The organism is Streptosporangium brasiliense (assembly GCF_030811595.1).
In the GTDB taxonomy this organism is placed as follows: Bacteria; Actinomycetota; Actinomycetes; order Streptosporangiales; family Streptosporangiaceae; genus Streptosporangium; species Streptosporangium brasiliense.
This window is the reverse complement of the sequence record NZ_JAUSRB010000001.1, coordinates 1490994-1514651: the sequence shown is the minus strand read 5'-3', so window position 1 is coordinate 1514651 and position 23658 is coordinate 1490994. Positions and strand designations below refer to the sequence as shown.

Below are 23658 nucleotides of genomic sequence, written 5' to 3'. Positions count from 1 at the left end.
TGGGCCTTCCGTGAAAAAGCGTTCCCCCGGGAGGCGTTGCTCGCTGGAGCCAAACCCGACCTGAACGCCGACACCTTCGACGCGCTAGAGGTCGAGGTCGAACGGCAGGAGAAAATCGCCGGGCGGGTGGTCTCGTGACCGAGTATCTCCGCACATCCGGACGGCACCGCGCCGGCCTGCCGCCCGCCACCGTATATCGCCGCTTGTGGGACGGCCCGGCCCGCGCCGAGGCCGAGCGGCCGGGGCCGGCACCCGTAGTCGCTCCGCCAGGCGGGGAACCTTCATCGGGTGCCACCGGTCGGTGTGGTAGGTCCCGGCGACCGTGCCGGAGCGGGACCCGGCACGTCCGGCCCCTGAGACCGCGCGTTACCGGCGGACGCCGTCCGATACCGGCAAGGGGGTCAGCCCACACAAGCCCGAACCCACAGAGGAAGGTGAACTCGGCACCGCGGTGCGGGTTGACGCCTAGGCTCCTGGGACGTTCTGGGGGCTCATCACCTGGACCCGGGGGGAGCACCATCGAGGCGTTTCACCACCGGTGGACAGATCTTGGTTCGATCGCACCGCCGGCGGCCCCGACTTCATGTTCCTGCACGAAGCACTCCCGGGTGACGTGATGGAGGGTTGCTGGAACATTGATTTCAAAGCTCCGGAGGCCTGTGAATGGGACTCGCCGAAGACACCCCCACCCTGGCGCCCGCGCAAATACGTAAAACGGCGACCGTCACCGTCGGCCTGCTCATGGGCGTCTGGGTGATCGACTACGTCGATCGGGTGATGATGGCCGTCGCGTTGCCGTTCATCGGCGAGGAGTTCGCGCTCACCAAGACCGAGCAAGGCTGGCTGATCACCGCCTTCTCCCTGGTCTATCTGCTGTGCCAGGTGCCGGGTGGCATCCTCGCCGACAAGTTCGGCGCCCGCCGCCAGCTCATGGTCTCTCTGCTGCTCTGGTCGCTCTTCACCGCCCTCACCGGTATCGCCTGGGGTCTGGCATCCCTCCTCGTCATCCGTGCTCTCTTCGGCGTCGGCCAGGGCCTCTTTCCCGGCGCGTCCTTCAAGGCCATCGCGGAACGCACCACCCCCGCCGTCCGCGCCACCGCCGCCGGCGCCATGCTCGCCTCCAACCAGCTCGGCGCCGGCGTCGCCCCGCTCATCGTCGCGCCGCTCATCCTCGCCCTCGGCTGGCGCCACACCTTCTGGGTCACCGCCGCCGCCGGTGTCGCCATCGGCGTTCTACTCTGGAAGCTGCTGCCCAAGGCGCTGCCCGCCCACCTCAACGGCTCCGACGTCGTTCAGGACGAGGGGACCAGCCTCGGCGCCGTCATGCGCTCGCCATCGGTCTGGAAGTTCGCCGCCCTCTTCTGCACCACCAACATGCTCGGCTACGGCTTGATCACTTGGGTGCCCAGCTACCTGCTGGAGGAGCGCGGCATCTCCCTCATCAACACCGGCGTCATGTCCGCCATCCCCGGCCTGGTCTCGTGCGCGACCGTCTTTCTCGGCGGCTGGCTGTTCGACCGCTTCTTCCACGACAGGGCCCGGCTCTACGTCATCCCCCTGCTCCTGGTCACCGCCGTGCTCCTGGTGCTCATGCTGATGGCCGACTCCGCTGTCGGGTTCACCGTCTACCAGACCCTCGCCATGGGCGTGGCGGGCCTTTCCGCGATGGGCATCCTCGGCATGCCCGTGCGCGCCCTGCCGCCCGCCGTCATCGGATCCGGCATGAGCGTCGTCAACGTCGGAGGTCAGATCGCCGGCGTCCTCGCCCCCGTCCTCATGGGGTTCCTGGTCGACGAGTTCTCCTACACCGCTGCTTTCGGCCTGCTCATCGCCACCACCGTCCTCGGCGCGCTGATCGCGTTGATCGTGCCCCAGCGCCCTGAGCAGTTCAGCCTCGGAACGAAGGAGTTCGCGTGACGACATACGATCTGGTCCTCGCCCGCGGCCGGGTCATCGACCCCGAGACCGGCCTGGACGCCGTACGCGACGTCGGCGTCAACGGCGGGGTCATCCAGGCCGTCTCCGACCAGTCGCTCGACGGCGTCACCACCGTCGACGCGGCCGGCCTGGTCGTCAGCCCGGGCTTCATCGACCTGCACAGCCACAGCATGGACGTCGCCGGCCACCGCCTGCAGGCGCTCGACGGCGTCACCACCGTCCTGGAACTCGAGGCCGGCGCCTACCCGGTCGCCGCCGCCTACCGCAGGGCCGAGATCGAGGGCAGGCCCCTCAACTACGGCTTCGCCACCTCCTGGGCCGTGGCCCGTATGGCCGTCCTCCTCGGCCTGGACACCAGCGGCGACCTGAGGAACGACTTCCTCGCCAACATCGGCCGCGAGGAATGGCAGCGCGCCGCTCCGCGAAATGTCGTCGACCGCATCGTCGGCATGTTGGAGCGCGACCTCGGCGACGGCGCGCTCGGCATCGGCATCCTCGTCGGCTACGCGCCCCGCGTCGATCCCTCCGAGTACCTCGCCGTGGCCGCCCTCGCCGCCCGCGTCGGGCTGCCCACCTACACCCACGCCCGCGAACTTGTCGAGATGGACCCCACCACTCCCGTCGACGGCGCCGAGGAGATCGTCCGCGCCGCCGCCGAGACCGGCGCGCACATGCACTACTGCCACGTCAACAGCACCTCCATCCGCCATGTCGACCGCGTGCTCGGCCTGGTGGAGAAGGTTCGCGCCGAAGGCTCGCGCGTCACCACCGAGGCCTACCCCTACGGCGCGGGCATGACCGGCGTCGGAGCGGCCTTCCTCGCCCCGGAGCTCCTCCACCGGCGCGGGCTGACCCCGCACTCCATCGGCCTGCTCGGTGCCGAGGGGCGTATCCCCGACGCCGACACCCTGCGTCGAATCCGCGAGAGCGGACCCGGCTCGGCGGCTTTCGTCCACCTGCTCGACGAGGATGACCCCGCCCAGTTCGACTACATCCAGCGGGCCCTCACCTTCACCGACGCCGCTGTCGCCACCGACGCCGTACCCCTCCTGTGGCGCTCGGGAGCACCCGCCCCGCTCTCTTGGCCGCTCGGGCCCGACGCCGTCACCCACCCTCGTACGGCCGGCACCTACGGCCGGACACTGCGCAGGCTCGTCCGGGAGAACGGTGTCCTGTCGCTGCCCGAGGCTGTGCGCCGGTGCACGCTCATCCCCGCCGACGTGGTGGGCTCGGGTGTCCCGGCGATGCGGCGCAAGGGCCGTGTTCAGGCGGGCTGCGACGCCGACCTGACCGTTTTCGACCCCGAGACCGTCAGCGACCGTGCCACCTACACCGAGACGGTCAGGCATTCCTCCGGGTTCGTTCACGTCCTTGTCGGCGGCCGGTTCGTGGTCCGCGACGAGCATCTGTTGCCGACCGCCCTGCCCGGGCGCGCTGTCAGAGCCTGATGCCTGGTCCGGGTCGTCTGGTTGACGGCCCCGACCGCCGTTTCGGGGCCGGGCTCCGGTCCAAGCCTCAGCAGGCCGTGACCCGGTCGGGTTCCGGAGCAGGTTCGGTCGCACGGTCCTGCCTGTGGCCGTCCTTGGTGGGCCGCGGGCGGAGCGGCCACCACATGGCCCGGCCGAGGAGTGCGGCGAGGCGGGGACCAGCGCCAGCGACACGACGAGCGCGGAGAGCATGATGCCCAGCCTCATCGCGAAGGCCATCTGCTCGTTGCCCGGGGACGTGACGAGGCTGGCGAAGGAGGCGGCCAGCACCAGGCCGGCCGTCGCGATGGCCGGTGTCGTGTGCCGTACCGCGCGGGCCACGGCGGCGCGGGCCGGGCCCGGTCGCCGCATCTCCTCCCGGATCCGGTCGGCGATGAGGATGTTGTAGTCGGTGCCCAGCGCCACGACGAACAGGAACAGCACCGACCGGGAACACGATCTTCAGGTCGTGGTCGACGGCGGTCGAGATGTCGGCGATGATCGCCGCCGTCCCGCCCACGTGTGCCGTCGTCCCGGCGGGCGTGTGCTGGGCGACCGCGGCCCGGATCGGTCCGGAGGCCAGGTCGCGGGCCTGCTGGCTCTGCGGGTCCGCGGTCGTGCACAGGTCGATCCTGGCGGCGCGGTGGTCCTTGTTCAGGACGGTCCGCGCGACCTGGCCCACGCCCTTGACCTGGGTGAGCGCATGGGAGAGGCCGTCGAGCCGGCCAGCGGTGAGGACGCCGCCGTCGGTGGCGGTGACGAAGACGCTCGTCGGGTCCGACACGCCGGCCGGCAGCGTGCGGGAGACTCCGGCTTCCGCAGCGACGTGCGCGATCGGACGTCCGGCGTCGACCCGCAGGCACAAGCGCAGACGTCCTTCGGGGGTCAGCGGTGCGTTCCGATGTCCCCTGCTGGTGGCGCTCCTGGACTCGGCAGCCGCGTTCACCGGGAGCCCTGGGATCTCAGGGCTCCCGCGTGAGCGGCTGTGCGTGGCGTCAGCGTGCGAACTTTTCGATGGCCGCCGGGGTGACGGGGGTGAAGAAGTTGACGAGGTTGCCGTCGGGGTCGCGGAACAGCAGCGACCGGTTACCCCAGGGCATCGTGGTGGGCTCGGTGACGAAGTCGGTGACGAAGCCGGTCAGGTTCTGGTGAACGCGGTCCACGTCGTCGACGAGGAACTCGGTGATCACGCTGTGGTTGTCCGCCGGGCGGGCAGAGCCCGGGGCGAACAGCGGGACGGTGCGGGTGCCGGCGATCGCGAGGGTGGCGCCCGCGGTCTTGAGTTCGGCGAAGTCCTCGGTGGCCCACGTCGCCCGCGCCCCTGTGGCTCGCTCGTAGAACTCGACGAGGCGCGCTACGTCGCTGGTGATGATGCGGATCGAGACGAAGTCCATGGGAATCTCCTTGGCTGTGCTGGAGGCGTGCACGTCGCAGGCTAGGAGAAATAGTGGACAGAATCGGTCCTGTATTCGCGTTAGGCTGCGAACATGCCACGACCCACCGGCCGAGTGCTGACACTCCTGGAGCTGCTGCAGTCGGGCGGCACCCGGACCGTGGCCGAGCTCGCCGACCGTCTTGGCGTCGAAGGGCGCACCGTGCGGCGGTATGTGGACCAGCTGATCGACCTGGACGTGCCCGTGGAGTCGGTGCGCGGCCGCTACGGCGGGTACCGGCTGGCTCCCGGGTACCGCTTGCCTCCGCTCATGCTCAGCGACGACGAGGCGCTGGCCGTGCTGCTCGGCCTGGTCACCGGCCGCCGGGCAGGGCTGACGGCGACGGAGCGCACGGCAAACGAGACGGCATCGGCGAAGATCCGGCGGGTGCTGCCCAAGCACATCGCCCGCCGGCTCGACACACTCCTGGAAGCTCTCGCCTTCACGGATCAGCCCGGCGAGTTGGACCACCCGGACGCCGGGCTCCTGCTCACCATCGCCGATGCGGTGCGCCACCGCCGACCGGTCTCGATCCGCTACACCGACCGCGACGGACGGCGCAGCGAACGCACACTGCACGCGTACGGGATCGTCGCCCATGCGGGCCGGTGGTACGTGACGGGCAAGGACGCCCAGGTCGGCGAGGACCGAACCTTCCGGCTCGATCGCATCGCAGCCGCGCGGACCCTGCCCGGCTCATTCGAAGCGCCCATGGGTCCCGGTCCGGCACAGCGCGTGTTGTCAGGATTCGCCACGGCCGAGTACCGGCATGAGGTGACCTTGCGGATCCACGGGACAGTTGAGCAGATCCGCGCGCACCTTCCCGCCAGCGTCACGAGCCTGGAGGAGTACGAGCCCGCGGCCGGCCAGGACCGGGCGGCCGGGCACTGGCTGCGCGTCGAGCTACGGGCGCAGCAGCTCGACTGGTTGCCTCGGATACTCGCCTCACTCGACCGGCCGTTCGTCATCGAGCGCCCCGATGAACTGCGCGACCTCGTCATCGCGCTCGCCGATCGCCTCACGTCCTACGCCCGCCAAGCCTGACGGCGAGGAACCTATGTCATGAGACGGCACATCCAGCGGTCGTGTTCACCCGATACTTCATGCCCCAGATTCTGTTCTACGGGGTGAGTGCGACCTTAGCCGCAGTGCTCAACGCCCGCAGCCGCTTCACCTCGCCGATGTGGGCACCGGTGGCCAACAACCTTGTCGTCATCGCCACCGCGCTGGTTTTTCTGCTGATCGGCGGCACCGGAAAGCTGGAATCGCTGACTCATGCTCAGATGCTGCTGTTGTCGATCGGCACCAGCGCCGGGGTCGCCGCCCAGATGCTTGTTCTCGCTCTGGCCAGCCAGCGATCCGGATTCCGGCTGCGGCTACGCGCCAACCCCCGAGGGATCGGGGTCCGCCGGATCGCCGTCCTGGCCGGGTGGACCATCGCATCCGTGGCCGCTGCCCAGGCCGTGTTCATCGTGATCACCCGGATCGCCTCGCAGGCCGGGCCCGGCGCCGTCAGCGTCTACTCCAATGCCTACGCCCTGTTCCAACTGCCCTACGCGGTCATCGCGGTCACCGTCATCACCGGGGTCCTGCCCCGGATGAGCCGGGCAGCGGCCGACCGTGACCTCGCCCAGGTCACTGCCGATCTATCCCAGAGCCTGCGGCTCACCGGCGTAGTGCTCCTGCCCGCCCTCGGAATATCTCCAGCGGGCGCCGGTCTCGGGTTCCTCCTCCGGCCTCGCCTCTCCCCCGACGGCCTCGGCCAGCCGCCGTCCGAGGTCGGGCGGGAGCACGGCGAGCGCCGCGCGGAGGGGCTCGGCGCCCGGTGGGGACAGGTGCCGCGCGTGCTTGACGGCCAGGCGCACGGCCCGTTCCTGCACGGCGTACGCCTCGTGGCCCAGAGCCGAGGCGAGGGCGGGGGCCAGCCCGTCGGCCCGTTCCGGCGCCCGCCTCACGATCTGGTCCAGCCAGGTGAGTCCGGCCCGGACCAGCCCGCGCTCGGCGCGGAACAGCAGGCCCTCCAGAGCCTCGGCCGCGTCGTCCGGGTCGATGTGGTCGAGGCGGCGCAGGTGCCTGAGCGACAGTTCCGCCACCGGTCCGGGCGCCGCCGGCAGCAGGTGCAGGTAGTCGCGGGCGCGGGACTCCACCTCGACGTGGGTGGGGTCGAGCACCTCGTGCAGCCGGGCGAAGAAGCGCAGGTCGTGGACGTCTCCGCCGCGCAGGAAGCGGTTGACGCAGCCGTCGAGGAGCAGCTCGCGCCTGACCGTTCCCTCGCCGGCGAGCACCGCCAGCGCGCCGAGCCAGGAGTAGGCGCTCAGCGGGTCGCTCCGCTCCTCGCGCAGGGCACGGCCGACGCCCTGGGCCTCGAAGATCCTCGGCAGCAGCGCGTCGCGGAGCGGGTCCTTGCGGAGACCGCGCGCGCTGGGCCGCGTGGAGACCCAGGCGACCACGAGCGGGTCGTGCTGCGGCGGGGTCACGCCGGTACGGCGCAGCAGGTCCAGGACCAGCGGCGCGCCCGGGGAGCGCCGGTCGCGGACGCGGAGCGCGAGCCGGGTGGCCAGGTCGGCCTGCCACTGCGGGTCCCGCACCGAGATGACCTCCACAAGGGCCCTGGTGTCGTGGAACACCTCCCACCGGGAAGCGGCGAAGTCGCGCTTGTGCAGCCAGGCGGCCACGGCCGCCGCGCCGCCGAGCGAGCCCGCGCCCGCCACCCGCAGCGGCTCGGCCCAGTCGCCCGCCCCGTCCCAGGGAGTGAGTTCGGCCACCCTTTCGCGCACCAGCTTGAGGTGTCCGGGGAGCGCGCGGGCGACCTCCTGCCGTCCGGCGTCGTCGAGCCGGGCCATGCGGGTCGCGAGCGCAGCGGTCCCGCGGGCGTCGATGAGGTCGCGGACCTCGTCCCAGACGGTCATCGGGAGGGCTCCTGGGGCCGGAGGGCCCGCGCGGTCAGGGCGGTCTCGGGGCCCGAGGTATCGGAGCCGACGGTCTCGGAGGCCGCGGTCTGCAGGCCGGAAGTCTCGGAGCCGGCGGTTCCGGGGGCGGCGGTCTTGGGGGCGGCGGTTCCGGGGGCGGCGGTCCCGGGGCTGCCGGGGGCGGCGGCCTCCGAGGTGAGGACGCCGGGGCGCTCGCGGTCGGGGGCGCCGGGGAGCTCCCGGGCCAGGATGCGGGCGGCGAGCACGTGCTTGCAGGGGCCGCGCGAGCCGCGGTGGTCGTACCACCAGGGGCAGGTGCACGATCCGTCCGCCAGCCCGACCGCGCGGACGCCGCCGTCGGTGGTCACCTCGGCGGCGCCGGGGCCGGTCAGCCGGACGGCGCCCCCGGCCACCAGCGCGCGGGCGGAGGTGAGCCGGGGATTCAGCGCCGCGACGTGGTCGCGGTCGTAGGGCAGCTCGCGGTGGAAGTGGGCGGCCTCGGCGAGGTCGTAACCGACCCGGCCGGCCGTGCCGAGCTGGGTGAGCGCGGCCCGGACCCGCTCCGGGGGGAGGCCGGAGCGCTCGGCGAGCAGGCCGAGCTCCAGGGTGGGCTCGAAGTTGAGCAGGAGGCCCACCAGGTCGGCGTCGTCGGCCACCTCCTCGCCGGACAGGTCGTCGAGGACGGCGCCCTCACCGGAGAAGCCCCGCCAGGCCTGCGGGGACAGGGTCAGCGTGTAGCGCATGCCGGGCAGCTCCAGCTCCCACGCGCTGGATCCGGAGCCGTCGGCCGGGCCGTACACGCGCAGGGCCTTGACGAACCTGAGCAGCGGCGTCATCGTGGCCAGCCGCCCGACCCCGGCCAGGTGGACCCCTCCGGGCGCCTGCCGCTCCGACACCCGCAGCTCCCGGCCGGTCGGCACGGCCCACACCTCGGCCGCCGCCCGCTTGGGCAGGCTCCGCAGGAACCGTACGGCGTGCGGGCCGGGCAGTTCGGCGCGGAGGTCGAACCCTGCGGCGATCACCTGGACCTCGGCGAAGCCGCGCAGCCACCGGGCGGGCAGCGGGACCTTCTTCTCCACCACCGCGCCGTCGAGCGTGGTGACGGTGAGCTCGTCGGGCCCGACGCCCACGTGCAGCGGGTCCCGGCCGCCGACCCTGGCCAGCGCCTCGCGCAGCGGGTTGTTGACGTCCACGTTGGTGGTGCCCCGGTCGAAGACCTCACCGTCGAGCGCGGCCCCCAGCACGTCCAGCCGGGCGTAGACGCCGCCGCAGGCGGAGAACGACTCGAACCGGAGCCGGTCGCCGCCGCAGGTCACCACCGGGTCGCGGGTGAACCCCGGCTGCGGCCGGTGATAGCGCGCCAGCGCCACGTCGGCGACCGCCAGCAGCCCCGCCGCGGCGGGCGCGGCCTGGGTGAGCAGCCCGCTGAAGAAGCGGGGATGGTCGAGGAAGCCCGTGGCCGTCCGGCCGCCGGAGGTCGACAGCCCCAGGTGGCCTTCCGAGAGCGTGGAGAGTCCGGCGTAGGAATACGCCTGTACCGCGTTCGTCATGCGCCGGACAGTAGAGATCACCACCGACAAAACATGATCCGGACCACCGGACCGCCGAATCACCGGGCTTCCGGACCACCCGACCGCCTGACCACCGGACCGCTGGCCCCTGGACCGCCGAATCGCCAAACCACTGGACCTCCGGATCACCGGACTACCGGACCGTCAAACCGCCGAACCGTTTGACCGTCCGGCCATCGGATCACTGGGTCACTGGATCACTGGATCACCAGGCCATCGGGCCGCCAGGGCCGCCGAAGGGCAGAGGTCCGGTCAGGCCGCGCCGGGGCGGCCGAAGGGCCGGCGTGTCAGGCTCCGGTACACCATCTCGGTGAGCGTCACGATGTCGAAGACCGGCACGCCGATCCGCGCCTGGATCGCGTGCGCGAAGGGCACCAGGTCCGTGCACTCGATGACGAGTGCTCCCATGTCCGGATTGTCGCGCGCCAGCCGGTCGACCTGGCCCAGCACCTCACGCTCCAGGCGGTCGGCGTCGAGTTCGACGCGCCGCCCTTCGAGCATGACCTCGCGGAACTCCGGCTGCTCCGCCATGCCGGCGACGCATATCGGGACATGTTCGCCGCCGATCGCCGCGAGATGGCGCCGGGTGAGGGAGGACTCCTTGGCGACCAGCAGCCCGACCTTCTGGTCCGGGCGGAGCATGCGGTGGACCATGGGCAGCTGGATCAGGCTTGAGGCGTAGAGCGGGACCTCCACGGCGGCGGCCAGCCGTTCCTGGAAGAGGACGAGGAAGCCGCAGGCGCCGGTGATCGCCGCCGCCCCTCGCGCCTGGAGCTCCTGGGCCGCGTGGACGAACGGCTCCAGCAGGCGCGGATCGGCCTGGCTCACCACGCGCTCCGGCGTCGCACCCTCCACCACCTTGTAGGTGACGGGGAAGCCGAAGGTGGTCGGGTTGCGGATATGTCCTGGGATCTTGGTGAAGGAGGTGTCGAGGCAGAGGACTCCGATCATGATGTCCCGCCCCGCCTCCGCTCCGTCTGCCATGGTCGTTCTCCCGCCGGATGTCCTTGTCGTCATCGTCGTCGCCGGAGGTCGTCATCGTCGTCGCCGGAAGGGGCGCGCCCACCCGCCGTAGCGGCCGACGCGGAACGGCTCCGGGTCCATGTCGGGCCGCTCCCCGGCGAGGATCTGGGCGATCAGCCTGCCGCCGGCCGGCGCGAGGCCCAGGCCGATGTGGCCGTGACCGCACGCGACGGAGAGGTTGCGGTAGGGCTCGGCCCGCCCTATGTAGGGGAGGCTGTCCGGCGTGCAGGGACGCAGGCCGCTCCAGGTCTCAAGGGTCTCGGTGTGCTCCATCTCCGGCAGATACGCCTGGACGGTCCGCAGGATGCCCTCGACGCGCCGGCGGGAGACCGTGCGGTCCATGCCCGACAGCTCCAGGGTCCCGCCGAGGCGGAGGCGGTCGCCGAGCGGTGCGATCGCGACCTTCCCCTCGCTCAGCAGGACCGGCCGCCGCGGCGCGTTGCGCGGCGTCTTGACCGTGACGGTGTAGCCCTTGGCCGGCTGGAGCATGAGCCCGAGGCCCAGCTCGCGGACGCGTTCGGCCGACCACGTGCCGGCGGCGACGACCACCTCGCGGGGCCTGAGGTCTCCGCGTGCCGTCCTCACCAGTCCGACCTCGCGGCCGGTGACCTCGAAGCCGAGGACCTCGGTCTGCCCGTGGATCTCGACCCCCATGCCCTGGAGGGTCCGGGCGAACTCGCGCAGGAAGTCGGGGACGCGCAGGTAGGCGCCCTCCTCGTTGTACAGGGCGCCGCTGATGTCGAACTCGGCGTCCGGTTCGAGCGCGCGCAGCTCCTGCGGGTCGAGGACGCGCAGCGGCACGCCGTTGTCGACCGCCCGCGGCACCGACCGGCATCCCTTGTCGAATCCCTCCGGCGTCTTGAACGCCAGCACCATGCCCTGTGCCGTGAAGGTGGAGGCGAGGCCGTCGTCCGCGCAGACCTCGCGCAGGATCTCCAGGCTCCGCTTCTTCAGGTCGAGCAGCACGTGGAAGGCGGCCTCCGCGTCCCGCTCGTTGCAGGCGCGGCGGAAGTGCCAGAGCCACCGCGGCAGCCCGCCGTCCCAGCGCGGTTTGATGTGGAAGGGGCTCTCCGGGTTCAGCAGCCAGCGGATCCCCTGGGCGGGCACGCCGGGCTCGGCGAGGGGGGCCGCGCCCTGCGTGCCGACGAAGCCGGTGTTCCCGTGGGAGCAGGACTGCGGGCCGCCGACCGGCCCGCGTTCCACCACGGTCACGCTGCTGCCGGCGCGGCGGAGGAAGTAGGCGCAGAACAGGCCGACGATGCCGCCGCCGATGACGAGGACGTCGGGATCGTGTCTCATGGGCGTCGCGTCTGGGGGGAGCATCGTCGGCATGTGCTGTCCTCTACAGGCTCACGGTTACAGGCTCACGATGAAGAAGTTGGTCGGGAGGTTGATCACGACCCGTTCGTAGATCTCGGCCATGAGCGCGAGGCCGGGCTCGGCGAAGACCCCGGGGGGCGGCTCGGCGAAGCGGATCACCGAGCGCCCGGCGTCGAACAGCAGGGCGCCGTGCCCGAAGTCGCCGACGATGGCGGTCCCCGGATCGACCAGACGCGTGCGCACGATGAAGACGCCGTTCTGCTCGACGTCGTCCATCAGGCGGCTGTTGCCCATGAACGTGTAGTAGTCGACGGGGTTGATGATGAGGCCGTCGGCCGTGCCTCCCATCTGCTCCACCTCGTTGCACGCCGCGAGGATCGTCGAGCCGAACGGTCCTTTCGACGTCATGCGCGCGATCTGCGGGATGTTCAGCAGCCCGCCCCCGCCGCGGATGATCGTGTGGTTCTCGGCCGTGGCGAGGCGGACGATGAGCCGGTAGTTGACGAAGGACTCGAAGGTCTCGGCGTCCTCCCACAGGTCCGGCGGGACCTGGACCCACGCGGTGGTGGGCAGGAGCTCCGGGATCGGCGCCTTGTGGAAGCGGTTGGCCGCCTCGCGCCTCAGGTCGGCCTCGTCGACCTTCGGGTCGTCCGGGAGCGGCGGGCTCTCCCGCCAGTAGTACTGCCGCGGGTCCCTGGAGAGGTCGACGACCTTGAGCATGTTGCGTGCCGGATAGCGCGGCTTCCGCCGTGAGCTCGTCAGTGAATCGGTGATCGTCACGTCGTACTCGACGCAGGCCTCGGTCCCCTTGACGGCACAGGCCTCGACGAACATCCGGCCCGGTGACATCTCCGTCTTGCGCTGGGCGACGACTTCCGCCATCGTGCGCTTCATATTGTCTGTCCGCTGCATGGCTTCCTCGCTGGTCGTGGTTGTGCACTACCGCTTGCGGGCGACGAAGATCCCCCAGCCGAACTCCCCCTGGTCGATGGCGACCTGGATCTCCTCGCAGGAGTCGGAGAAGGCCAGCATCCAGGCCCGCGCCGCGGCGTCCTGCGCCCCCTCGGCGCGCTCGCGCGCCGTCTTGCCCAGCACGCGGTAGGTCTGCCTGATGTGGCTTTCGAGGTTGCGGGCGAGGATGATCTCGAACCCGGCCCTCTCCAGGGCCGCCTGGTACTCGACGAGCGAGTAGCCGCCGCTCCATCTCACGCGGTCGTAGACGTGCCTGCGGGCGCGCTCGCCGATCTCCTTCTTGGGCTGGAGGAAGTCGGAGAAGGCGAAGACTCCGCCGGGCCGCAGGACGCGGTGGATCTCCGCGTGGCTGCGCGGCTTGTCCGGCACGAGGAAGAGCGCGTCCTGGCTGACGACGTGGGAGAAGCCGCCGTCTCCGTAGGGCATCTGCGTCGCCGAACCGTGACGGAATCCGATGCCGGGCCGGTCACCGGCCAGCTCCCGCGCGAACTTGACGCGTTCCTCGCTCAGGTCGAGCCCCTCCCCCCGGCAGCCGCGCCGGTCGGCGAGGTGGATCAGGAAGTTGCCGCAGCCGCAGCCCACGTCGAGCACGTGGGAGGAGCCGTCGATCCCGGCCTCCGCCGCCATGATGTCGGAGGTCCGCTCGGCGGCCGCGCGGTAGTCCTCGTCGGCGTCGTCGGCGAAGTACCCCGTGTGGAGGACGCCTTCGCTGTCCCAGAAGTTCAGGTAGGTCGCGGTGGTCTGGTCGAAGAAGTCTCCGACGTCCTTCTCCGTGTAGACATGGCTGGTCATCGACATCACAGGCTCCCTTGTCTGCTCAGGTCTCGCGTCCGTCATGCGTAGGTGTTCTTCTGCGCGGCCGTCAGGTGCGGCAGCTCCGGCCCGGTCACGCCGGCGCCGCCGTCGATCAGGTGCACCGCGCCGGTGACGTAGGAGGCCCGCTCGCTCGCGAGGAAGGCCGCGACGGCGGCGACCTCCTCCGGGCGGGCCAGGCGGCCCACGGCGCTGTGGTGGCCCATGGCGCGTAGCTGGGCTTCGACGTCGCCGTCCCCGGCCAGCTTCGCCGCCGCCCGCTCCATCGGCGGGGTGCGGACCCCGCCGGGGGCCAGCACGTTGACGGTGACGCCGTCGCGGCCGACCTCCGGGGCGAGCGCCTGGGCGAAGCGCACGATGGCGGCGCGGGTCATCCCGGACAGCGCCAGCGGGGCGATGGGGACGCTCGCGGTCTCCGAGGCCACGAAGAGCAACCGGCCCCATCCCGCGGCCTTGAGGTACGGCAGCGCCGTCAGGGCCAGGTTCACCGCCGGCAGGAGCACCCTGTCGACGGCCGCCTGGTATTCCTCCAGCTCGAACTGCGAAGCCGTACCGATCGGCGGGCTGCCGCCGCTGACGAGGACGACGTGGAGCGCGCCCAGGTCGGCGGCGACCTCCTCCACCCAGCGACGTGCCGCCTGCCGGTCGGTGATGTCGACGCTCGTGGTGTGGACGCGGCCGCGCGCCACCTCCTTGAGGTCGCGCTCGGCGGCCTCCAACCGGTCGCGGTCGCGCGCGCCGATCGCGACGTGCGCGCCCTCACCGGCCAGTTCCCTGGCGACGGCCAGGCCGATGCCGCTCGAACCGCCGGCGACAAGCGCGACCTTGTTCTCAAGCCCCAGGTCCAATCGTCGTCCTCCTCGCTGGTCTCTACTGTTCGCTGCTCTTGGCCGCTCGCGGCGCGGCGGCGTCGGCCCGCCGCCCGGACTGGAGGGTGCCGCCGTATCCGTAGCCGTAGCGCCGGAAAAGCGGCCATGACAGCGTCGCCGCCGCCAGCTTGGCGGGGGTCGAAAGACCGTTCCGCCAGGAGTCGTCCCGGTCCCTGATGACGGTGGCGCCGGTGCGGAAGCGGTCCGGATTGCCGGTGACCGTGTGGTTGGCGTGCAGCTCGACCGTCCGGTCCCGCACCGGGTTGCCGGCGGGATCGGCGCCGCACAGCCGCAGAAGCGTGTCGACGGTGCCGGCCGGATCGGCGATGAAGTCCTCGTAGCGCAGGAAGATCGACCGCTCCGGATGGCGCCGGGTGATCGCGTGGGAGGCCAGGTTGAAGCCGTGCCAGTAGGCCGTGCTCATCCGGGACGACATGGCGTAGACGTACTGCTTCGGCTCGCGCCAGGAGTGGGCGACCGCCCGGGGGTCGCGCACGAGGTGGACGTAGTAGGGCGTCACCCCCTCCAGGTGCGGCAGTAGCGCCGCCTCCCCCGGGATCTTCGTGGTGTCCACGATCACCTGCGTGCCGGTCCGCTCGGCGAGGGCGTGGTAGGTCCGCGCCATCAGGGCGGCGTGCTCGCGGATGTCGTCGCAGTGCAGTCCCCGGTCGAGCACGCGCCAGGTGTGCCGGGTCCGGACGCAGGCGCGCTGGCGGCGGATCACGTCGTCGGCGTGGGCCTCCGGCGAGAGGCCGGCGGGCAGGCCGGACAGGAGGATCTCCGACCAGACGGGGCAGCGGGTCAGCACCTCGCCGCAGCCGCACAGGCTGTTGACGCCCTTGCCGGCGGCGTTCTTCCACAGGAAGTGCACCTCCCCGACGTGGAAGAACCCCGGAATCTCGTTGAGGACGTTGCCGATGATGGTGCTTCCGTTGCGGCACCAGCCGGTGATGCAGAGGATCTTGAGCGGTGTCGTTCCCATGGTGTTCTCCTCAACTCAGCCCGCGGCCGCCGGCTGTTCGCTCGGCTGGCGGACGCACAGGGCCACGGCCACGGCCGCCGCCGCGCAGACGGCGCCGACGACGAACACGGCGGGGTAGCCGAAGCCGGTGGCGACCACTCCGATCAGCGGCCCCCAGACGGCCAGGCCCAGATCCCAGAAGGAGGTGTAGGCGCCGATCGCGGCCCCCTGCTTCGAGCTGTCGGTGAGGTTCATCACCATCAGGGCGAGCGAGGGGTGCAGCAGCGAGAATCCGACCCCCATGACCAGGCCGCCGAACACGGCGACCGGCAGGTTCGGCGCCAGGGCGATGATCAGGAGGCCGACGGCCTCGCCGATGCCGGACCAGATCGCGACCCGGCGCGGTCCGAGCCGGTCCGGCAGATGCCCGATGACCAGTCGCGTGCCGCCGTAGACGGCACTGAAGCCGCTGAGCACCGCGACGCCCGAATGGATGCCGCGGGCCTGCAGGTGGAGGACGACGAAGGCGGCGAGCCCGGCGTAGCCGGCGGCGGCGAGCGCCAGCGCCGCCCCGGGCAGCAGCGCCGGGCGCAGGAGCAGGCCGCCGCCCCCGCTCGGCTGCCCGGCGTGGGAGGGCCCGGGGACCGAGCTGATCAGCAGGAGGCCGGCGAGCGCGGCGGCGACGCTGAAGCCCCACACCGCGCCGTAGCCGGCCGGCAGCAGCGCCGCGCCCAGGAAGGTCCCCACCGAGATCCCGCCCCACATGCTGACGCCGTAGAGCCCGATCAGCTGCCCGCGGCGGTGGTGCGGCGCGAGCGAGACGGTCCAGACGGCGCCCGCGGTGAAAAGCGACGCCTCTCCGACGCCGAGCAGCAGGCGGTCGGCGACGAGGCCGGCCAGGCCGAGCGGCAGGAAGTAGAGCGCGCCGCCGGCGGCGACGATCAGCGCGCCCATCTGCATGACCCGGCGATGGCCGTAGCGGTCGGCCAGGTGGCCGGCCACCGGCCGGACGAGCAGCGCTGTGAGCGCCGTCGCCATGACCACCAGCCCGATGGCGAAGTCGGTGGCGCCGAAACTCTCCCGGACGAAGCCCGGCAGGACCGGGATCGCCGCGGTGAGGCCCACGTAGCCGCAGAAGAGTCCGCCGAAGACTCCGACGAGGGCCCGGCGCGGGATCGTGCCCCGGTCGGCGGAGGTCGTCATCGCCGCCGCCTGCGCCGGGCGGCGTCGGCCGTCCCGGCGGCCGGGACCGGCTCCGCCGGGAAGCCGCCGAGCGCGTGCCTGCGCTCGTCGGCCGCACCGGCCTGGACCGGCTCCGGCGGGCGCCGGTCCGCTCCGGCGGCGCGCGCCACCTTGCGGACCGCCTCGATCAACTGGTCGCAGTCCTCGATCGAGAGGCTGGAGGACAGGGGGACGTCGACCGCCTGCTCCATGTGGCGCGTGGTGTCCGGCAGCAGCGCTTTGATCTCCTTGACCTCCTCGGCGCCGAACAGGAACCGCCAGTTCCAGAAGACCCGCGCGTTGGCGTCCTCGTCGGAGCCGAGGTTGCGCGCGTCGATGCCCTCGCAGCACAGCGCGCGGGCGAACCATTTGGCGTCCCCGCCCGGGACGCGGAAGATGAACGCCTCTCCGAGGTAGGCGCCGGGCGCCACCGGCTGCCGGATCTCGATCTCGGTGAGGTCCGAGAGCGCCGCGGCGACGTAGTCGTAGTTGCGGCGGAAGCGCTCCAGGCGGACCGGCAGCCGGCGCAGCTCGGCGCGGAGCAGGGCCGCGCGGATCTCGTCCATGCGGAAGCTGAGCAGCGGCAGGTCGAGGTCGGTGGCGATCGGCGGCTCGCCGTCCGGGAAGTGCCGCCGGACGCGCCCCTCGTAGGCGCCCGAGAGCACGACGGCGCGGGCGAAGAGCACGCTGTCGTCGGTGACCAGGAAGCCGCCCTCGCCGCAGTTGAGCGACTTGTCGGACTGGGTGCTGAAGGCGCCCGCGAGACCGAAGGTGCCGAGTTTGCGGCCCTGCAGCTCGACGCCGAGGGCCGGCACGGCGTCCTCGAACACCGGCACGCCCATCTCCGCCGCCAGGCGCGTCAGCCCCTCCATGTCGGCGGCGAAGCCGCGCATGTGGACCACCAGGATCGCCTTGATCTCGGGTGTCCAGCGGCGGCGGAGGTCGTCGAGGTCCATGCGGAGGTTCTCGTCGACCTCCACCAGGAGGGGCTTGCAGCCGGCGAGCACGATGGCGCTGGGCGTGGCGACGAAGGTGAAGCCGGGGCAGGCGATCAGGGAGCCCGGCGGGATCCCCGCCGCCATGATGGCGAGCGCGATCGCGGTGGTGCCGCTCGACACGGCCAGCGCGTGCTTGCTGCCGAAGTAGCGGCACAGCTCCTCTTCGAACCCGCCGCACTCGGTCTCCCGGTGGGCTCGATAGTCGTAGCGGAAATAGAGGTGGCTGCGGATGGCGCGCAGCGCCGCTTCCTCGTCTTCGGGATGGACGAAGACGGCTCCCTTGTCGTAGGTCGGCCAGGGCGTGCGCCGGACCGGGTCGCCGCCGTGTACGGCGAGCCGCGCGTCCCCGGCTCCGCCGGGCTCCCGGACCAACCCGGCAAGCGCCGGACTCTCCATTTTTCCGTCCACCGTCGGGCTCCTTGTTACTGGCGTTATCGGCTGGGTTCTCTCGTTGGCGGCATTTGGGCAGGCGTGGTCACCGCACCGGCGCGGCTGTGGTCGCGGCGCCGGCGGCGTGGAAGGTGGCGATGGTGAACGTGTCTGTCAGGCGCCCCGCCGCGGTCGCGGGGCCGGGAGCGGCCGGGCCTCAGGGGGCGCCGCACGGGCGGCGCTCACCATGGCCGGGCCGCACCGCTGTCCTGGTCCGCCCGGCGCGGCCGGGCAGGGCGCCGGAGGCGATCCGGCCCTGGCAGGACTCCGATGAGCTTGGTGGTCTTTTTCGATCAGGCTGGGGGCGAGGAAGATCTTCTGAATGTTCTCTAAATGCCCTGACAGTGTCAATGGGGATAAATATTCTGATAGCGACGATAAATAAATGCGTTTACTGGATGTCCTTAATTTCGCTAACTCCGGCCGGTCATCCTGCTTTCCCGCCTTCGAGGACCCCGGGCCGCCGCCTCCGGGCGCCCCGGGACCCGCGGACCGTGCCGTCACGCCCCCGCCCCGGCCAGGACGCCCCGCGCCGCCGGTGCGGCGGGTCGCCGGTTCCGGATACGTAAACCTTCCGATGCGCCGCACCGGGCCGGAAACCACAATCGGCCAGGTGGTCACGCCCTTCCCCGACGATCCGAGCCGCGTCGTCCTCCACCGGTGGACGGATCCGGTCCCGCACGAGAGCGGGCTGGCCGACTACCGCGATCCCTTTGACGGCACCGTCAGGACCTGGGAGTACCACCGCTGGACCGGCGAGGAACGGGCCATCGGGTTCCCCGCGACGGAGCTGGTGCCGTCATGGACGGCGGACACCCCGCCGGGGACCTGGCTGGAGGTCGGGCTGCGGGCCCGGACCGTCTCCGGCGACCTCACCAAGTGGTACGTGATGGGCCGCTGGGCCGAGGGCGCCGGCGACATCCACCGGACCTCCCTGCCCGGCCAGGGCGACGAGGACGGTGACGTCGCGGTGGACACCTACGTCGCCACCCGGCCGGTCACCGCCTACCGGCTCAGGTTCACGCTGTACGGCTCGGGCGCGCGGGTCCGCCGGGCCGGGGTGATGGCCTCGGCGGTGCCCGTGCGGGCGACGGTGCCGGTGAGCCCGCCCGGTACGGCCGCGGGCGTGGAGCTGGACGTGCCGCGCCGGTCGCAGCACATCCACGCGGGGCACTTCCCCGAATGGGACGGCGGCGGGGAGAACTGGTGCAGCCCGGCCTCGATGAGCATGGTGCTCGCCTACTGGGAGCGCGGCCCCCGCCAGGAGGAGCTGTCCTGGGTCACGCCGGGCGACCCCTGCCCGGCCGTGGACCACGCCGCCCGCGACATGTACGACCACAGCTACCAGGGCACCGGGAACTGGCCGTTCGGCGTCGCCTACGCCGGCCGGTACGGCATGGACGGCTTCGTCACCCGGCTGCGCTCGCTCGCCGAGCTGGAGCGCCTGGTCCACGCCGGGATCCCGGTGATCACCTCGCAGTCGTTCCGGGACCACGAGCTGCCCGGCGCGGGATACTCCACCGGCGGCCACATCATGGTCGTCGTCGGCTTCACCTCCGACGGCGACGTCATCGCCAACGACCCCGCCGCACCGGACGACGACACGGTGCGCCGGATCTACCCGCGGGCCGCGTTCGAGAACGTCTGGCTCCGCAGCTCCGGCAGCGGGGGGATCGTGCACATCGTCCACCCGCCCGGCTTCCCCCTGCCCCCTTCCGACGGCAACTGGTGATCATGCTGAACGACTCTCCCATCCGCCCCATCGACGTGGCCAGGGTGGACGACCGTCCGCTCTGGGTGGAGATCCTCGGGGAGGAGGTGTGGTGGGACGAGCCTCGTCCGCACGAGGGCGGGCGCAGGTGCGTGGTCCGGCGCGGGCCGGACGGCGTGCCCCGTGACGCGATCCCGCAGGGCTGGAACTCCCGCAACCGCCTCATCGAGTACGGCGGGCGCTCCTGGCGGCCGCTGCCGGACGGCCGGGTCGTCTTCACCAACTGGGCCGACCAGCGGATCTACCTGTACGGCGGGCGGCCCGGCCCGGCCGCCGGGACCGGCGGCCCGACGGCCCCCCACGGCGACGACCGGCCGCTCCCCCTCACCCCCGACGACGGCGCCCGCTACGGCGACCTGTACCTGCCGCCGGGGCGCGAGGAGGTCTGGGCCGTCCGCGAGACCCACCCGGCCGCACCCGAGACCGGCGCGGCCGGGACCGGCGCCGCGGAGAGCCCGGAGGACGGCGCCGGTCCCGGCCGGCGGCCGCTGCCCCGGCGGGACCTGGTGGCGGTGCCGCTGGACGGCGGGCCGGTGCGGGTCATCGCCACCGCCCAGCACTTCCTGACCAACCCCCGCCTCTCCCCGGACGGGACGCACGTCGCCTGGATCGGCTGGGACCACCCCGCCATGCCCTGGGACGGCACCGAGCTGTGCGTGGCCCCCCTGGACGCCGCGGGTGCGGCCGGGCCGTACCGGGTCGTCGCCGGCGGCCCGCAGGAGTCGGTGATCCAGGCGGAGTGGCGCGACGACGGCGCGCTCTACGCGCTCACCGACCCGGACGGCTGGTGGAACCTGCACCTGGTCCCCCTCGACGGCTCCGGGGCCCGCAACCTGGCCCCGCTCCAGGAGGACTGCGGCGACGCCGTCTGGCGGCTGGGCAACACCTGGTTCGCGCTCGCGGGCGACCGGATCGTCCTGGTGCACGGCACCCCGGACCTGCGCCGCCTCGCCGTGCTGGACCCGGCCACCGGCGAGATGACCGACCTGGAGGCGCCGCCCACCTACTGGAACCCCACGGTCTCCACCGGCGGGGACCTGGTGGCGGGCGTGGCGGCCTCGCCGTACACGCCGTTCGAGGTCGTCACGGTGGACCTGCGCACCGGCGCGCACGCCGTGCTGTCCCCCGAGAAGGACCTGCCCGACCGCGACGCGCTGCCCGAGCCCGAGGCGGTGACCTTCGACGGCGTGCACGCCCACCTCTACCCGCCGCGCGGCGTGACCGGCCCCGCCCCGTACGTGATCTTCGTGCACGGCGGGCCGACCAGCGCCAGCACGATGGTCCTCGACGTGGAGATCGCCTACTTCACCAGCCGGGGCATCGGCGTGGCCGACGTCAACTACGGCGGTTCCACCGGCTACGGCCGCGCCTACCGGGAGCGGCTGCGCCACCAGTGGGGCGTGGTGGACGTGCGCGACTGCGAGACGGTGGCACGGGGCCTGATCGACGCCGGGCGGGCGCACCCGTCGAAGGTCGCGATCCGGGGCGGCAGCGCGGGCGGCTGGACGTCGGTGGCCGCGCTGGTGCACAGCAAGGTCTTCCGCGGCGCGGTGGCCCACTACGCGATCACCGACCCGGAGGGCTGGGCGGCCGAGACCCACGACTTCGAGTCACGCTACCTCGACGGCCTGATCGGCCCGCTCCCCGAGACCCGGCAGCGCTACCTGGACCGCTCCCCCACCCTGCACGCCGCGGACGCCTCCGGCCCCGCGCTGCTCATGCACGGCCTGGAGGACGCGATCGTCGACCCGGTCCAGGCGGAGCGGTTCGCCGACGCGCTGGAGCGCGAGGGCACCCCGTGGGCCTACCTGACCTTCCCCGGCGAGCAGCACGGCTGGCGCCGGGAGGAGACCATCGTCGCCGCGCTGGAGGCCGAGCTGGCCTTCTACGGCCTGATCTTCGGGTTCCCGACGCCCGAGGTGCCGCCGCTTACCCTGCGGGGTATGCACTGATGATCCATCTTTTCTCGGGGGAGCTCCTTCCATGAACGAGGTCGCACAGATCTGCTCGGACCTGATCAGGTTCGACACCACCAACCCCGGCTCCGGAGAACGCCCGGCGGCCGAACACGTCGCCGGGCTGCTGTCCGAGGTCGGCATCGAACCGGTGGTCTTCGAGTCGGCGAGGCACCGCACCAGCGTGGTCGCCCGCATCCCCGGCGACTCGCCCGACGCCCTGCTGGTCCACGGCCATCTGGACGTGGTCCCGGCCCAGCCCGCCGACTGGCGGGTGCACCCGTTCTCCGGGGAGATCGCCGACGGCTGCGTATGGGGCCGGGGCGCGGTGGACATGAAGGGCACGCTGTCGATGACGCTCGCCCTGGTCCGCGACTGGGCCCGGCGCGGCGTGCGGCCCAGGCGCGACCTCGTGCTGGCCTTCCTGGCCGACGAGGAGGCCACCGGCGAGTACGGCGCGATGTACGCCGCCACGCGGCACCGCGAGCTGTTCGACGGCTGCACCGAGGCGATCAGCGAGTCCGGCGGCTACAGCGTCCAGGTCCCGGGCGCGCGCGTCTACCCGGTCGCGGTGGGCGAGCGCGGCACCGCCTGGATGAAGCTCACCGCCCACGGCGTCGCGGGCCACGGCTCCCGGCCGCCGAAGGACAACGCGGTGGCCGAGCTCTGCCACGCCCTGTCCAGGATCGCCTCCTACCAGTGGCCGGTACGGCTGACCCCCGGGGTGGCGGCGCTGATCAGCAGCCTGGCGGACATCCTCGGCGAGAAGATCGACTACGACCGCCTGGAGGAGGAGGCCGAGCGGCTCGGCCCGGCGGGCACCCTGTTCAAGGCGCAGATCCGCAACTCGGCGAACCCGACGATGCTGGAGGCGGGCTACAAGGTCAACGTGGTCCCCGGCACCGCCACCGCGCACGTGGACGGCCGTTTCCTGCCCGGTTACCGGGAGGAGTTCCTGGAGACGATCGACCGCCTGCTCGGCCCCAAGGTCACCCGCGAGTTCGTCAGCATCGGGGACGCCCCCTCCGCGCCGCTGGACGCGCCGTTCTTCGGTCAGCTGTGCGACGCGCTCGTCGCCGAGGACCCGGCCGCGCGGCCGGTGCCGTACGTGATGTCGGGGGGCACGGACGCGAAGGCCTTCGCCGACATCGGCATCAAGGGCTACGGCTTCGCGCCCCTGATGCTCACCCCGGACCTGGACTACTACGGCATGTTCCACGGCGTGGACGAGCGCGTCCCCGTCGAGGGCCTGGAGTTCGGCGTGCGCGTCCTGGACCGCCTCCTCGCCTCCTGAGGACACTGAGGACACGACGGCGGGCCGCCCGGGGAAGGGCGGCCCGCCGTCACGTCATGCCGGGGGTGGCCGGCGTCCGGATCGGCCCGGTCATGCCGGGGGGACGATGTCGTCGGCCCGGTCATGCCGGGGGTGGGCGACGTCCGGGTCTACTCCCAGCCGTCGGCGCCGCCACCCGCGCGACCGGCGTCCCGTCCCGGCCGGATGGTCCCGGCGGGCGCGTCGGCGAGGTGGATCCGAAGGTCCCGGCTGCTCATGTGCCAACTCCTCTGCTCGGCGATGGTCGGACTGCTGCCCTACCCGACATCGCGACGGTAAACAGGTTATTTGACAAAATGTCATCCGCCGCCGATCAAGAATAAGGTCTCTCCCGGTTCAGTGGGGGCTTTTTCCTATCAGTTCATACCGGTCCGCAATCGCCCCGATCGCCCGGCCGTCCACCCTCATGGCGCCGGCGAGGACCCTCACCCGGTCGGAGCCGGCCGCGCGGGCCCACGCAGGTGACGGGCGGGCCCGCGCCGCCGCGCGCCGGGCGGCCGGCACCCCCGGGGGCCGGTCCGGCGACCGGCGTCACCCGTTTTCCAATGACCGATATGCCGCCCTCTCCGCTTTTCCGGATATGCAGGCGATTGATCTTGACTGACAACCGGTCCGGCCCGCGGATCAGCGGACGAGGGGGACCTTCGCGGCGGGGTGGCGCGAGCGGTGATCCCCA

At 72.2% G+C, this 23658-nt stretch carries 17 protein-coding genes and 3 pseudogenes; 7 read left to right on the top strand and 13 right to left on the bottom strand.

All coding sequences use genetic code 11. From position 1 onward, the window contains the following. Positions 1-663 precede the first annotated feature (663 nt). Entirely contained in the window at positions 664-1917 is a 1254-nt protein-coding gene (locus J2S55_RS06775; protein ID WP_306858100.1) for an MFS transporter, read from the top strand. Then, a complete protein-coding gene (locus tag J2S55_RS06770) occupies positions 1914-3386 on the top strand; it encodes an amidohydrolase family protein (RefSeq protein ID WP_306858099.1) in 1473 nt (490 codons plus the stop codon). Before J2S55_RS06775 ends, J2S55_RS06770 begins: the two co-directional genes overlap by 4 nt. A gap of 249 nt (positions 3387-3635) precedes the next feature. Here J2S55_RS06770 and J2S55_RS06765 read toward each other — a convergent pair. The 3 genes and pseudogenes from J2S55_RS06765 to J2S55_RS06755 form a co-directional block, all read right to left on the bottom strand. Further along, positions 3636-3830 (bottom strand): annotated as a pseudogene (locus tag J2S55_RS06765) (MMPL family transporter); the annotation flags it as partial. Positions 3831-3911: 81 nt separating this feature from the next. Next, a pseudogene (locus tag J2S55_RS06760) lies at positions 3912-4188 on the bottom strand (MMPL family transporter); the annotation flags it as partial. Between the two features lie 211 nt (positions 4189-4399). Then, on the bottom strand, positions 4400-4798 hold the full coding sequence (locus J2S55_RS06755; protein WP_090932844.1) for a VOC family protein: 399 nt from the start codon (positions 4796-4798) through the stop codon (positions 4400-4402). Between the two features lie 93 nt (positions 4799-4891). Between J2S55_RS06755 and J2S55_RS06750 the strand changes: the two genes are divergently transcribed. Both J2S55_RS06750 and J2S55_RS06745 read left to right on the top strand, forming a co-directional pair. Beyond that, positions 4892-5881 carry a helix-turn-helix transcriptional regulator gene (locus tag J2S55_RS06750; protein ID WP_306858096.1) on the top strand — a complete coding sequence of 330 codons (990 nt, stop codon included), beginning with the start codon at positions 4892-4894 and terminating at the stop codon, positions 5879-5881. Positions 5882-5940: 59 nt separating this feature from the next. After that, positions 5941-6468, top strand: a pseudogene (locus J2S55_RS06745) (lipid II flippase MurJ); the annotation flags it as partial. A gap of 15 nt (positions 6469-6483) precedes the next feature. Here J2S55_RS06745 and J2S55_RS06740 read toward each other — a convergent pair. The 10 genes from J2S55_RS06740 to J2S55_RS06695 form a co-directional block, all read right to left on the bottom strand. Continuing rightward, positions 6484-7746, bottom strand: coding sequence for a DUF6493 family protein (locus tag J2S55_RS06740; RefSeq protein WP_306858095.1), 1263 nt, complete (start codon positions 7744-7746; stop codon positions 6484-6486). After that, positions 7743-9296 carry an SWIM zinc finger family protein gene (locus tag J2S55_RS06735; protein WP_306858093.1) on the bottom strand — a complete coding sequence of 518 codons (1554 nt, stop codon included), beginning with the start codon at positions 9294-9296 and terminating at the stop codon, positions 7743-7745. The genes J2S55_RS06740 and J2S55_RS06735 overlap by 4 nt, the downstream gene beginning before the upstream one ends. 273 nt (positions 9297-9569) lie before the next feature. Next, positions 9570-10301, bottom strand: coding sequence for an aspartate/glutamate racemase family protein (locus tag J2S55_RS06730; RefSeq protein WP_306858091.1), 732 nt, complete (start codon positions 10299-10301; stop codon positions 9570-9572). Positions 10302-10352: 51 nt separating this feature from the next. Beyond that, positions 10353-11639: an NAD(P)/FAD-dependent oxidoreductase gene (locus tag J2S55_RS06725; RefSeq protein ID WP_306858089.1), complete on the bottom strand. Its 1287-nt coding sequence runs from the start codon at positions 11637-11639 to the stop codon at positions 10353-10355. Positions 11640-11696: 57 nt separating this feature from the next. Beyond that, entirely contained in the window at positions 11697-12542 is an 846-nt protein-coding gene (locus tag J2S55_RS06720) for a family 3 encapsulin nanocompartment shell protein (RefSeq protein WP_306858088.1), read from the bottom strand. A gap of 57 nt (positions 12543-12599) precedes the next feature. Continuing rightward, a complete protein-coding gene (locus J2S55_RS06715; RefSeq protein WP_306858087.1) occupies positions 12600-13430 on the bottom strand; it encodes a class I SAM-dependent methyltransferase in 831 nt (276 codons plus the stop codon). A gap of 35 nt (positions 13431-13465) precedes the next feature. Then, positions 13466-14293, bottom strand: a complete 828-nt coding sequence (locus tag J2S55_RS06710) for an SDR family NAD(P)-dependent oxidoreductase (protein WP_306858086.1) — start codon at positions 14291-14293, stop codon at positions 13466-13468. 22 nt (positions 14294-14315) lie between these two features. Continuing rightward, entirely contained in the window at positions 14316-15296 is a 981-nt protein-coding gene (locus J2S55_RS06705; RefSeq protein WP_306858085.1) for a sulfotransferase, read from the bottom strand. A gap of 15 nt (positions 15297-15311) precedes the next feature. Beyond that, positions 15312-16478 (bottom strand): MFS transporter, encoded by a 1167-nt coding sequence (locus J2S55_RS06700; RefSeq protein WP_306858084.1) that lies wholly within the window; start codon positions 16476-16478, stop codon positions 15312-15314. Continuing rightward, positions 16475-17902 carry a DegT/DnrJ/EryC1/StrS family aminotransferase gene (locus J2S55_RS06695; protein WP_306858083.1) on the bottom strand — a complete coding sequence of 476 codons (1428 nt, stop codon included), beginning with the start codon at positions 17900-17902 and terminating at the stop codon, positions 16475-16477. The genes J2S55_RS06700 and J2S55_RS06695 overlap by 4 nt, the downstream gene beginning before the upstream one ends. Before the next feature lie 634 nt (positions 17903-18536). On the opposite strand from J2S55_RS06695, the gene J2S55_RS06690 reads away from it, so the two are divergent. The 3 genes from J2S55_RS06690 to J2S55_RS06680 are packed head-to-tail and all read left to right on the top strand — an operon-like array spanning position 18537 to position 22943. Beyond that, a complete protein-coding gene (locus J2S55_RS06690; RefSeq protein WP_306858082.1) occupies positions 18537-19655 on the top strand; it encodes a C39 family peptidase in 1119 nt (372 codons plus the stop codon). Positions 19656-19657: 2 nt separating this feature from the next. Continuing rightward, positions 19658-21646, top strand: coding sequence for a dipeptidyl-peptidase 5 (locus J2S55_RS06685; protein WP_306858081.1), 1989 nt, complete (start codon positions 19658-19660; stop codon positions 21644-21646). Between the two features lie 31 nt (positions 21647-21677). After that, on the top strand, positions 21678-22943 hold the full coding sequence (locus tag J2S55_RS06680) for a M20/M25/M40 family metallo-hydrolase (protein ID WP_306858080.1): 1266 nt from the start codon (positions 21678-21680) through the stop codon (positions 22941-22943). Positions 22944-23658: the final 715 nt, after the last annotated feature.